This is a genomic window from Streptomyces sp. NPDC006207 (genome assembly GCF_040613835.1).
Classification (GTDB): Bacteria; Actinomycetota; Actinomycetes; order Streptomycetales; family Streptomycetaceae; genus Actinacidiphila.
Genome location: NZ_JBEXSX010000075.1, coordinates 11,294 through 23,596, shown reverse-complemented (window position 1 = coordinate 23,596; position 12,303 = coordinate 11,294). Strand labels below are relative to the sequence as shown.

10 protein-coding genes are annotated in these 12,303 nt (G+C 73.5%); 3 read left to right on the top strand and 7 right to left on the bottom strand.

Annotated elements, in window-relative coordinates; translation table 11 throughout:
- Position 1: 1 nt before the first annotated feature.
- The 3 genes from ABZ312_RS38695 to ABZ312_RS38685 all read left to right on the top strand — a co-directional run bounded on the left by ABZ312_RS38695 (position 2) and on the right by ABZ312_RS38685 (position 4,604).
- The gene (locus ABZ312_RS38695) at positions 2-1,417 is read left to right on the top strand and encodes a molybdopterin-dependent oxidoreductase (RefSeq protein ID WP_500325908.1); all 1,416 of its coding nucleotides are present in this window, start codon (positions 2-4) and stop codon (positions 1,415-1,417) included.
- Between the two features lie 2 nt (positions 1,418-1,419).
- Positions 1,420-1,920 (top strand): hypothetical protein, encoded by a 501-nt coding sequence (locus tag ABZ312_RS38690; protein ID WP_500359475.1) that lies wholly within the window; start codon positions 1,420-1,422, stop codon positions 1,918-1,920.
- A gap of 233 nt (positions 1,921-2,153) precedes the next feature.
- Positions 2,154-4,604: a SpoIIE family protein phosphatase gene (locus tag ABZ312_RS38685; protein WP_500325910.1), complete on the top strand. Its 2,451-nt coding sequence runs from the start codon at positions 2,154-2,156 to the stop codon at positions 4,602-4,604.
- Here the strand turns inward: ABZ312_RS38685 and ABZ312_RS38680 are convergent.
- From ABZ312_RS38680 to ABZ312_RS38650, 7 genes are all read right to left on the bottom strand, one after another.
- On the bottom strand, positions 4,571-5,563 hold the full coding sequence (locus tag ABZ312_RS38680) for an endonuclease/exonuclease/phosphatase family protein (RefSeq protein ID WP_500439726.1): 993 nt from the start codon (positions 5,561-5,563) through the stop codon (positions 4,571-4,573). The genes ABZ312_RS38685 and ABZ312_RS38680 overlap by 34 nt on opposite strands.
- 7 nt (positions 5,564-5,570) lie before the next feature.
- On the bottom strand, positions 5,571-6,644 hold the full coding sequence (locus ABZ312_RS38675; protein ID WP_500439725.1) for a D-alanyl-D-alanine carboxypeptidase family protein: 1,074 nt from the start codon (positions 6,642-6,644) through the stop codon (positions 5,571-5,573).
- A 152-nt stretch (positions 6,645-6,796) separates the two neighbouring features.
- A complete protein-coding gene (locus ABZ312_RS38670; RefSeq protein WP_500439724.1) occupies positions 6,797-8,068 on the bottom strand; it encodes an ATP-binding protein in 1,272 nt (423 codons plus the stop codon).
- Position 8,069: 1 nt separating this feature from the next.
- The gene (gene cseB / locus ABZ312_RS38665; RefSeq protein WP_500326214.1) at positions 8,070-8,729 is read right to left on the bottom strand and encodes a two-component system response regulator CseB; all 660 of its coding nucleotides are present in this window, start codon (positions 8,727-8,729) and stop codon (positions 8,070-8,072) included.
- A 230-nt stretch (positions 8,730-8,959) separates the two neighbouring features.
- Positions 8,960-10,222: an ABC transporter permease gene (locus tag ABZ312_RS38660; RefSeq protein WP_500439723.1), complete on the bottom strand. Its 1,263-nt coding sequence runs from the start codon at positions 10,220-10,222 to the stop codon at positions 8,960-8,962.
- Positions 10,219-10,941, bottom strand: a complete 723-nt coding sequence (locus ABZ312_RS38655) for an ABC transporter ATP-binding protein (RefSeq protein ID WP_500325917.1) — start codon at positions 10,939-10,941, stop codon at positions 10,219-10,221. Before ABZ312_RS38655 ends, ABZ312_RS38660 begins: the two co-directional genes overlap by 4 nt.
- Positions 10,938-12,299 (bottom strand): peptidoglycan-binding protein, encoded by a 1,362-nt coding sequence (locus ABZ312_RS38650; protein WP_500439722.1) that lies wholly within the window; start codon positions 12,297-12,299, stop codon positions 10,938-10,940. The genes ABZ312_RS38655 and ABZ312_RS38650 overlap by 4 nt, the downstream gene beginning before the upstream one ends.
- Positions 12,300-12,303: the final 4 nt, after the last annotated feature.

Sequence of the window (12,303 nt, the reverse complement as noted above, 5' to 3'; positions counted from 1 at the left end):
GATGCGCGATCACGATCAGCCGTCACAGGCCGGTTCGGGCGGACCTCCGGGTCGCCCGAAGGAGCCCCAGGCGCCTCCACGACGGCCGCTGAGGGAGTTCACCGCAACGGCGGTCGAGCGCGCGAGGGAGAGCGCACGACGCGCGGCGGCGGCCGCCGGAACGACCGGTCCCTTCCGTCCGGAGTTCTGGCGCAGCCCGATCCGGGGGCCGTGGCTGACGTCGGTCTTCGGTCTGGTGCTGCTGTTCGGCATCCCGGTGGTGTTCGTGACCGGCGCGCTCTCGTACGCCGCGTACAACCCGGATCTGGGCCCGCTCAACGACCAGACCCCGGACAAGGGGCTGCTGGGCTTCTACCTCTTCGACTGGCCCACCCACCCCGCCTGGCTCTACCGGCTGACCCAGGGCGTTCACGTGACGCTCGGCGTCGCTCTCGTGCCGGTGGTGCTGGCCAAGCTGTGGTCGGTCATCCCCAAGCTCTTCGCATGGCCGCCGCTGCGATCGGCCGCCCAGGCGCTGGAACGGCTGTCGCTGCTCCTCCTGGTGGGCGGCGTCGTCTTCGAGTTCGTGACCGGGATCTTCAACGTCCAGCTGTTCTACGTCTTCCCCGGCTCCTTCTACACCCTGCACTTCTACGGCGCCTGGGTGTTCATCGCCGCGTTCGCCGTCCACGTCAGCCTGAGGCTCCGCCGGATGACGCGCGCCCTGCGCAGTCGCAATCCCCTCCGGGAACTGCGCATCGGCGTCCCTGGCACCCGGCCCGAACCTCCCGATGCGGACGGCCTGGTGCCGGTCGCACCAGCGGCCGCCACCATGAGCCGGCGGGGCGCCGTGGGTATGGTCGGCGCCGGATCGCTCCTGCTCCTGGCGGTCACGGCAGGGCAGAGCATCGGTGGGCGGCTGCGCGGCACGGCGCTGCTCGCCCCGCACGATCGCGATCCGGGCGGCGGACCCGACGCCTTCCAGATCAACAAGACCGCCGCGTCCGTCGGCGTGACCCCGGAGCTCGTCGGCCCCTCCTGGCGGCTCGAGGTGCACGGCGTCGGACGGCCCCTGGTCCTCTCCCGCGAGCAGTTGAGCGCGATGCCACGGCATCGCGCGGCCCTGCCGATCGCCTGCGTGGAGGGCTGGTCCACCACCGACCAGCGCTGGGAGGGCCTGCGGCTCGCCGACCTCGCGGCGTTGAGCGGTCTGCCCGGCGCCGGGAGCGTGCTGGTCGAGTCCGTCCAGCCCTCGGGGCCGTACCGCTCGGTGATGCTCCGCGGGAACCAGATCCACGACCCGAGGGCCCTGCTCGCCCTGCGGGTCAACGGTGCGTACCTGTCCATGGACCACGGCTACCCGGCGCGCGTCATCGTGCCGGCCAACCCCGGGGTCAACAACACCAAGTGGGTGCACCGACTCACCTTCCGGGCCTGACCATGGCCCGCTACCTGCGCTGGTACGGCGCCAACCCCCTGCACCTGCTCGTCCTGGTCTGCTCCCTGGCCGTCACCGGCTACGCCTGCGTACGCCTGTTCGCCGTCCGGCCCGTGGAGGTCGCGATCTGGCTGGTGGGTGCGGCGGTCCTGCACGACCTGATCCTGCTGCCGCTGTACTCCCTCGCCGACCTCTCGGCCCGCTCGGTACTGCGGCACCGGACCCGGGCCGTGCCGGGACGGGCTTGGACCAACCACCTCCGCGTGCCCGCCTTCCTGTCCGGCGTGCTCCTCCTGGTCTGGTTCCCCCTGATCCTCCGCCTGCCCGCCCCTTACCCGGGCGCCACAGGACTCACCGACGCCGTCTACCTCGGCCGGTGGCTGGCCGTCACCGCCGTCCTGTTCGGCGTTTCGGCCCTGATCCTCGCCCTCCGGCTGCGCGGGATGCGCCGGTCACGCGACAAGCAGCGACGGCGCCCACGGAGGGACGCGCAGGACCCGTGACCAGAGCCAGAGGGGGCACACCGGCGTGGATCCACCATCCGGGAGAACACGTTGCCTCAAGCACCCTTCTGCGGAAGAACCGCAGGTCACGACGCTACGCACGCCGGTTGTCACAAAACGGATGGTTGCCCGGTCAACATTTCAAAAGGGGGCAAACAAAGCTCCGCGCCCCTGTCGCACCCATCCCCCATCCATCCGAGGGCAGCCACTTGGCGACCACATTCAGCCCCGACTTGTCTCTTGGCAAACAGCTGAACACGGCCGAGATATCCGACACCGCCATCGCCCTGCTCGACGAGCAGGGGACCGTGGTCGGATGGACGCAGGCCGCCCGGCAGCTCGTCGGACTCTCCGCGGGCGACATGGTGGGCCGGTCAGCCGCCCACGTGCTGCCGTCGTACGGGGCGGCGCTGTCGATGTCGGCCTTCGTCGAGCAGTGCCGCGCCCGGAACGGCTGGCCTGGCGTGACGGCGGTGCGCCACCGGGACGGCCGCATGGTCGACACCACGCTGCGGATCTCGATGGTGCAGGGGCATGACGGCGAGACGCAGTGGCTCGCCTCCCTGATCAATGCCGGCACGTCGTCCGCCGGCTCCATCAACGGCTCGGTGCGGGGATCGCTGCTGACCCGCGCGCCGATCGGCGTCATCATCCGTGATCGGCAACTGCGGTGCACCGGCGTGAACGCAACGATGGCGAGCCACGACGGCCTTCCCCGTGACCGGCGCCTCGGGCGCCGGTTCCCCGACATCCGCTCCGGCGCCGAGGCGCGGGCCATCGAGGCGCTGATGCGGCAGGTGCTGCGGAGCGGCACCTCCAGGGTCCACGAGTACCGCACCTGGCTCCCGACGGCTCCGGGCCGGGAGCGGCCGTTCGCGGTGTCCTGTCAATGCCTCCTGGACGCGGACGACCAGGCACTGGGCGTGTGCGTCATCAGCGCGGACGTCGTCGAGGGCCGGCGGGCTCACGAGCGCCTCGCCGTCCTCGGCGAGGCCGGTGCGCGGCTCGGGAGCACCCTGGACGTGATGCAGGCCGGCCAGGAGCTGGCCGACCTCGCCGTGCCCCTGCTCGCCGACTACGTCGCCGTGGACCTGGAGCTGTCGGTCTCGTTCGGTGAGGGCCCTCCGGTCCGTGTCGGCGCCGAGGGCAGGCGCCTGCCCGGTTTCCGGCGTGCCGGGCTCGCATCGATCCACCCCGGGGTCCCCGAATCCCCGTGGCTGCGAGGCGAACCGATCGGTGTGCCCCTGGTCTCGCCCCTCACCGACGTGCTGCGTACCGGCAGGTCCCGCCTTGAGCCGACGCTCGACACCGCTCCCGGCACGTGGCTCGACACCGTGCCGGAGCTGGCGCACCGGCTCCGCGGCAACGGCGCGCACTCGATCATGATCGTTCCCATCCGGGCGCGGCGCACGCTGCTGGGAACGGCGTTGTTCGTCCGCACCGACAACGAGTCGCCGTTCCAGGACGTCGACCTGCTGCTGGCCGAAGAGCTCGTCGGCCGCGCCGCCCTGTCGCTGGACAACGCCCGCCAGTACGCCCGCGAGCACACCGCGGCCCTCACCCTGCAACGCACCCTGCTCCCCCGCCAGTTGAAGGGCGGAGCAGCGGTCGAGACGGCATCGCGCTACCTGCCCGCCGACGTGGACCACTGTGTCGGCGGCGACTGGTTCGACGTGATCCCGCTGTCGGGCGCCCGGGTCGCCCTCGTCGTCGGCGACGTCGTCGGGCACGGCCTGCACGCTGCAGCGACCATGGGAAGGCTCCGCACCGCCGTCCACACCCTCGCCGACATGGAGCTGCCCCCCGACGAACTGCTGACCCGCCTCGACGACACCCTCCAGCGGCTGGCCGAGGGTGACGACCACGCGACCCCCGCCGTCATGGGCGCCACCTGTCTGTACGCCGTCTACGACCCCGCGACCCGCCGCTGCACCATGGCGGGGGCCGGTCACCCCCCGCCCGTCATCGTCGACCCGCAGGGCCGGGTCACCTTCCCCGACCTGCCCACCGGGGCCCCGCTGGGCATCGGGCTGGGAGACCCGTTCGAGGCCGTGGAGGTGGAGCTGCCCGAGGGGAGCCTCATCGCCCTGTACACCGACGGCCTGGTCGAGAACCGGGACCACGACATCGAGGAAGGCATGCGCCGCCTGGGCACCGCCCTCGCCCGGCCGGGCCGGTCCCTGGAGGACCTGTGCGGTCTCGCGACGGAGGCCCTCCGCGGCCGGACCGCGTCCGACGACATCTCCCTGCTCCTGGTCCGGACCCGCTCCCTCGCCCCGGACCAGGTCGCCTCCTTCGCTCTGCCCGGTGACCGGACCGCCGCCCGCCAGGCCCGGGACGTGACGACCCGTCAACTGACCGCCTGGGGCCTGGACGGGCTCGAGGACCCGGCGAGGCTCATCGTCAGCGAACTGGTCACCAACGCGCTGTGCCACGGCGCCGGCCCGGTCGTGCTGCGCCTGATCCGGCATCAGGTCCTCACCTGCGAGGTGTCCGACGCGGACGGGTGCTTCCCACGGCGGCGTCGCGCACGGTCCCTGGACGACCACGGCCGTGGCCTCTACCTGGTGGCCCAGTTGTCCCGCCGATGGGGCTGCCGGCCGGTGCCGGGCGGCGGCAAGGTCGTGTGGGCGGAGGTGGACCTGCCCGCCTACAGACGGACCGATGCCGCCACCGGCAGGTGATCGCTGCCCGTGGCCGGGAGGGTCCAGGCCGACCGCGGTTCCATACCGCGCACCAGGATGTGGTCGATCCGGGCCACGGGGAAGGACGCGGGCCAGGTCAGGCCGAACCCTGCACCCGACTCGGCCTGAGCCGAACGCAGTTGGGACGTGACCGCCGACAGGGCCCGGTCGTCCGTGGTGCCGTTGAAGTCGCCCATGAGCAGGGTGCGGGGCAGGGGTTCGGCGCGAAGGGCGCCGGCCAGAACGCGCGCGGCGGCGTCGCGTCCGGCCGTACCGAACCCGTACACAGGGGTGAACCGGACGGACAGCAGGTGGGCGACGTAGACGGCGACGGGCCCCTTGGGGGTGCGGACGGTGGCACGCAGGGCACGCGGCCAGGGCGCGATGTCGACCGCCCGGGTGTCGGTGAGCGGGTAGCGGCTCCACAGGCCGACCGTGCCCTGCACCGAGTGGAAGGGGTACGCGGCGCCCAGTGCGCTGCCGTACGCCGGCGCGTTGTCGCCCACTTCCTCGATGGCCACCAGGTCGGCGCCGGAGGCCGCCAGGGCACGGGCGGTGCGCGCCGGGTCCGGGTTCTGCTCGTTGGCGTTGTGCGTGACGACGGTCAGGTCCCCGCCGGCCGCCCGTTTGTCGGCCAGTGCCCCGCCGAAGAGCGAGCACCAGACGACGGCGGGCAGCAGGACGGCCACGGCGGCGGTCGCGGAGCGCCGCAGCAGTGCGCACAGCAGCAGGAGCGGTACGGCCAGGCCGGTCCACGGCAGGAAGGTCTCGACGAGACTGCCGAGGTGGCCGGGCCCGTTGGGGACGTGGGCGTGGCCCGTCATGACGAGTGCGGCCGACGCCGCGAGGGCGGCGGCGACGCGTCCTCGTCGCCACGTGCCCGGGCATCCGCCCGGCCGTCGTCCGCGAGCGGGTTCGGGTTCCGGCGGGGCGCCGGGTACGCGGAGGAGAGTGGTCACGGCCGGCTCACCGGTCCCCGGACCGGGCGCCGGCCGCGGACGCGGGGTCCGTCCCGGCGACCCATCGCCGTACGCCCTCCACCAGGGTGTGGCTCACGCCCAGGACGGCGTTCAGGCCCTCCTGCGGGCTGGTGCCGGGACGCTGGTGGAGGACGACGCCGAGGGCGAGATGGCCACGTCCGCGGCGGTCGGGTGCGGTGGCCGCCCACATCAGGGCGCCGCCCGCGGGGGTGCTGGAGCCGGTCTTGAGCCCGATCACGCCGGACGTGCCGAGCAGGGTGTTGGTGTTCAGGACGGTGCCGGGCACTCCGGGGACGGTGGTGCCGGGCAGGGCGACGACGGCTGCGAACACCGGATCGTGCATGACCTGCCGGGCCAGCTTCAGCTGGTCGCCGGAGGTGCTGGTGGTGGTGGCCTCGATGCCGCTGGCCCCGGTGTAGGTGGTCCGGTCCATGCCGAGGTGGTCGGCGGCCCGGTTCATCTTGACGACGAAGGCCTCCTGCGTTCCCGCGTCCCAACGGGCCAGCAGCCGGGCGACGTTGTTGCCGGAGGGGACCAGCATCAGCTCCAGCAGCTGCCGTTCGCCCAGCCGCTGCCCCTGCCTGAGCGGCACGCTGGACTCGACGCCGGACACGGACTCGTCCGCGGCCTGCTGGTCGACGGTGACCCGGGGGCCGGTCGCGCCCTCGCGCAGCGGATGGTCGCGCAGGATCACGTACGCGGTCATCACCTTGGCGACACTGGCGATGGGCACCGGGTTCTGCGCGCCACGGTCCCCCAGGTCGCCTCCGTCGCCGAGCCCCTCGACCAGCACGCTCGTCTGCCCCTCGTGCGGCCAGGGCAACGACACCGTGGGGCGGTGCTCCGGCCGCCGGCCGAGGAGACCGCCCGTCCGGGACCCGTCGCCTCCGTCGCCGTCGTCGCCCGTGGCGACGACCAGCGCGCCCAGTGCGATCAGGGTGACCAGGGCGGCCGCGCCGGCCGCGACCGGCACGGGGATGCGCCGTGCACGGAGCGACCGGGCCGCCGCGGACCGCGGTCCACCGGTGTCACGTTCGCGGGGTTCGGGGACTGGGCGCATGGACGGGGCACCTCCACGGGATCACGGCGTGGCTCTCACGCACACCGCCCACCGTGGAACGCGCTGGTGTCGGCCCGGCCGTGACCGTGCCTCGGCCACCGCTCGGCCGCTCATCCGTCGTGTATCAACGCCGTCCGGCGCTGCGCCGCGCCTCAGTCGGCCGCGGGCAACCGGAGCGTGGCGACGGCCCCGCCGTCGGGCGCGTTGGCGAAGGACAGCGACGCGCCGATGACCCGGGCCTGGCCGAGCGCGATCGTCAGCCCGAGGCCGTGGCCCCGACCGCGCTCCGAGGCCCCGGTGCGGAACCGCTGGGGCCCGTCCGCGAGCAGCGCGCGCGGGAATCCGGGGCCGTGGTCCCGTACCGTCACCGTCGTCCCCGCCACCGCGACCTCGACGGGCGCGCCGCCGTGCCGGTGGGCGTTGACGACGAGGTTGGCCACGATCCGGTCGACCCGGCGCGGGTCGGTCCGTGCGTACACGGTGCCGTCGGTGGCGAACCGTGTACGCAGCCCGGTGCGGCCCAGCGCGTCCTCGACGACCTCGGCGAGCGGGACGGGTCTGAGTTCGGCCCGCTCGGCGCCGGCGTCCAGCCGGGAGATCTCCAGCAGGTCCTCCACCAGGTCGCGCAACACCCCCACCCGGTCCCGGACCAGGTCGGTGGCCTCCCCGTCGGGCAGCAGCCCGCTCGCGGTGACCAGGCCCATCAGCGGGGTGCGCAGTTCGTGGGCGACGTCGGCGGTGAAGCGCTGCTCGGCCGTCAGCCGCCCGAGCAGGCTGTCGGCCATCGAGTCGACGGTGGCCGAGATCTCGGTGATCTCGTCGCCGCTGCGGCAGCCGCGGCCGCCGCGGCCGTCCGTGGTCCTCGCGGCCAGGTCACCGGCCGCGATCCGGCGCGCGGTCCGTGCCACGCGCCGCAGCCTGCGGTTGGGCAGCTCGGCCGCGAGCGCCGTGAGCGGTACGACGACGGCCAGCGCGGCCAGGGAGTACTTCCACATGTGCCGGTCCAGGGCGCGCCGGGTCAGCAGGTCGGACGTCATGTCGGTGCTCATCGCCACCGGGCCGCCCCCGTACATCCGCGCCGCCCACATCTCCGGATGGTCCCCGGGGCTGTCACCGTCGTACCAGGTGGCGTGCCCGGTGCTCGGCCCCTGCCCGTGCCGCAGCCGGTCCAGCAGTCCGGCGGGCATCGCGGCGGGCGACGTCTCCAGCCCTTCGGGCGGCACTCCGTCGCGCGCGTAGTCCTCCAGGGCCCGGTCCAGCTGGGCGGTGGCCTTCGCGCCGCCGTCGTTCATCGACCACTCCAGGGTGCTGCGGTGGACCAGCACCCCCACGGTCAGCGCGATCGCGCAGCAGGCGACAGCCACGAGGAGGGCGATCCTCCAGCGCAGCGAACGCCAGTTGAGCAGGTCCCGTACGGTGTCCACCTCAGCGCCGCAGCTTGTAGCCGAAGCCGCGGACCGTCTCGATCCGGTCGGCCCCGATCTTCTTCCGCAGCCGCTGGACGCAGAGGTCCACCACACGGCTGTCGCCGTCCCAGCCGTAGTCCCACACGTTGCGCAGCAGGGTGTTCCGGTCCAGCACGACGCCGGGGTTCGCGGCGAACTCCAGGAGCAGCCGCAGTTCGGTGGGGGCGAGCGCGACGGGTGCGCCCGCCCGGAACACCTCAAGACCGGCGGTGTCGATCGTCAGGTCACCGAAGACGAGCCGGGCGGGGTCCTCCGGCCGCCCCACCGGGTCCGCCGGGGGCGGGACGGCTGCGGGGGCAGGGACGGGGGTGAAGGTCGCCCGGCGCAGCAGCGAGCGGATCCGGGCCACCAGCACCGCGGTGTCCACGGGTTTGACCACGTAGTCGTCGGCGCCCGCCTCCAGGCCGGAGACGACGTCCAGGGCGTCGCCGCGCGCGGACATCATCAGGATCGGGTCCATGCTGGTCTCCCTGACCCTGCGGCACAGCCCGATCCCGTCCAGGCCCGGCAGCATCACGTCGAGCAGCAGCAGGTCGTGGCGGCCCTCCCGGAACAGTTCGAGCCCGGTCAGGCCGTCACCCGCCGACGTCACGCGGTAGCCGTAGCGCTCCAGCGCCATGGTGACCGATCTGCGGATCACCTCGTCGTCCTCGACGAGCAGGACCGCCACGGACGCCGGGACGGACCCCTCTGTCACCAGAACCGACACTCTCTTCCCATCGGACGCAGGTACGGGGACTCCCATCATGCGCCAGGCGGATGCCCCGCCGGGTGTCCGGTGGTGCTCGGCCACGCATCAACCGTGTATCAGCACGCGCTCATGCCACGGCCGCCCCACCACCACCCGCCTCAGGACCGCAGGGCGTCGACGGGCTCCATGCGGGAGGCCCGCAGGGAGGGGTAGAGACCGGCCAGGAGTCCGACGAGGGCTCCGGCGACCGGGGCGCCGAAGGCGAGCCGGACGTCGAGGACCGGGGTCCAGTCCCTGACGGCGGAGACGCCCACCACGACGACCATGCCCAGGGCGGCGCCGACGACGCCGCCGAGGAGTCCGATGGTCGTCGACTCCAGCAGGAACTGGCCGGCGACCTGGCGTCGCGAGGCACCGAGGGCGCGGCGCAGTCCGATCTCCCCGATCCGTTCGATGACCGTCACCAGCGTCACGTTGGCGATGCCGATGGCCCCGACCACCAGCGAGACCAGTCCGAGGACCAGGAACAGGCCGTTGACGTCGCCCTGTACGCCCTTGCGTGCCTTGGCCGGGTCGGGCGGTGCCGTGACGGCGAGGGCGCCCTCGGCTCCGGGGGCCAGCGCGATGGGTGCCTGGTGGGCCACCTGGTTCGCCGCGCCGAGCGCGGTGTTGATCAGTACCCGGGTGACCACTCCGAGGCCGAGCTGGTCCTGCGCGGTCGTGGGCGGCAGGATCACGGCGGTGGCGAGCTGCTGTTCCCGTTCGGCTCCGCCGAGGATCCCGATGACGGTGTAGGCCTGCCCCTTGAGGAAGACGGCGGGCGCGTCCTTGACCGAGCCGATGCCGAGCAGCCGTGCGGCCTGGTCGCCGATCACCGCCACCCGGCCGTGCCGGGCGACGTCCCCGTCGTCGAAGAAGCGTCCGGCGGTCATCGTGCCGCGCACCGCGGCGGGCAGCGTCGGGGACGCAGCGACGACCGCCATGGTCTGCCCGGTGACCTCCCCGGGCGCCACCACGTCGTTCGCCCGTACCTGGACGCTCGCGGTCGCCTGGGATTCGGCGATGGCCGCCGCCGAGTCGACCCCGGCCAGCCGCCGGACGGCGTCGACGCCCGGCCAGTCCACGAGAGGGACGGGGTCGGCCGACGGCGGCGGCGCGGGCACGACCACGGTGACGGAGGTGGCGGTCAGCGCGTCGAACCGGCCGACGATCTGGTTGCCCGCCGTGGACGAGACCCCGATGGTGATGACCAGGGTGGTGATGCCGAGGACGGTGCCCAGGGTGGTCAGCGCGGAGCGCATGGGACGGGCCAGCACCCCCGCCAGCGCCTCGGTCCACAGGTCCCGGAAGTCCATCCAGGGACGCTCGATGCCCCTGGCCCTGCCGCCGCCCCTGCCGCGTCGCCGGGCACGGGTCCTCATCGGTCCTCCTCGGTGAGGCGTCCGTCGCTGATCCTCACCCGGCGGTCGGCCCGGGCGCTGACCGTCTCCTCGTGGGTGATCACGACCAGGGTCATGCCCTGCGCGCTCAGCTGATCGAAGAGGTCCAGCACGGACGCGGTGTTCTCACTGTCGAGGTTGCCGGTGGGTTCGTCGCAGAGCAGCAGCGCGGGCTCGCTCATCAGCGCCCGGGCGATCGCCACGCGCTGCCTCTCACCACCGGAGAGCCGGTCCGGCCGGAAGCCGGTGCGGTGTGCCAGGCCCACCCGTCCCAGTGCCTCCTCGGCCCTCGCGCGGCGGCCGGCCCGGCCGCGCCCGGGGCGCGGCCGGCGGTAGGCCTCGGCGAGCATGACGTTCTCGTCCACCGTCCGGTAGGGCAGCAGGTGGAAGGACTGGAAGACGAATCCGATCCGGCTGCCGCGCAGCGAGGTGCGCTGCGGGTCGCCGAGCGTGTTGGTCTCCACGCCGTCGAGCCAGTACGCGCCCGAGGTGGGGCGGTCCAGCAGCCCCAGGGTGTTGAGCAGCGTCGACTTGCCGGAGCCGGACGGGCCGACGATCGACAGGTGCTCGCCGCGCCGGACGGCCAGGTTCACGTCCCGCAGGGCGTGCACCGGCGGTTCGGAGTCGAAGGTCCGGTCGACGGAGACCAGCTGGATGACGGTGTCCGCGTCGGGCACCGCCGACAGTGCCGGGCCGGTCATCGTCCGACCACCACGGGATCGCCCGCCGTGAGGTCGTCACCGGACGGGGTGACCTCCACCTGGCCGTCCGCGGACAGGCCCGCCTTCACGGGGACGTCCACGACCTTGCCGCCCCGCACGACCTGCACCCTGGCCTGCCCGCCGGCCGATGTGTGCAGCGCGGCGATGGGCACCGTCAGCACGTCGCCGACCGAGGAGCCCACCTCGATGGTGACCATCGCGGACCCGTTGGCGTTCTTGGCCAGCTTCCCCGACGGGACGGAGATCTGCACCGGTACGGGAGCCGCCGCGTCGCCGCCGCCGACCGACGTCCCCGGCGCGTCCTTGCCGTCGCCCGCGTCGTGCTTCGGTACCTCGTCGCCGAGCGCCACCAGCCGCCCCCGCACCTTCGTGCCGTCGGGGGTCTCCACCTGGGCCGTCATGCCCTTGTGGAGCAGCTTGGCGTCGCTGCCCGGGACCACGGCCTGCACCACGACCTTGGAGCTGGTCACGGTGCCGATCGTTCCGGACGGGGTGTCGCCGGTCTTCAAGGACACCTTGTCCAGCCGGGCCGGCAGGTCCGGCAGGAAGACCACCTCGCCCGCCGGGATCTTGGTACCGTAGCCGGCCTGGAAGGCGGAGAGCGCGGCGTTGGCCGCGTCCAGCTGCTGCTGCGCCGCCTTGAGCCGCAGCTTTCCGGACTCCCCACCGGAGCCGGATCCGCTGCCGGGGTCCTGCGCGTCCAGGAGCGCCTGCTGTGCGGTGGTCACGGCCGCTTCCAACGTCCCCAGCTGCTGCTTGTCCGCGAATCCGGGCTCCTCCGCGTGGAAGCCCTTGCTCTTGTACCAGCGGCTCACCGCCGCGGCGTCGGAGGATCCGTACGTCCCGGTGGTTCCGCCCGGGTTGAACCCGAGGCGGGCCAGGGCGCGTTCGAGCTGCTCGACGTCGTCGCCGGAGGCGCCGGGACCGAGCGTGCGGTACATCGGGACGGATCCCTTGAGCACCAGCACCGGCCGGCCGCTCACCTGCATCAGCACGTCGCCCTCCTTCACCTCCGATCCGGCGACCGGTGCCTTGGTGACGCGCTGGACGGCGGCGTCGCCGGCCCCGGAGTCCCCGGTGCCGGAGTCCGGGGACCCGACCGGCCCGGCCAGCGCCAGGCTCTGCGGTGAGGCGAACTCCACCGAGCCCTGGGCCACCACGCTCGCGGTCAGCGACCGCCGTTCCACGGCGACGGTGACCGGTCCGGCCTTCGGCGGACGGTGGGCGGCGGCCGCGTCGGCCGGCGACTGCATCTGCGATCCGGCGAACCAGCCGCCCGCGCCCACCAGTCCCACCCCGGCGACGATGGCGCCGAGCTGCCTGGGCCGGCTGCTCACCTTG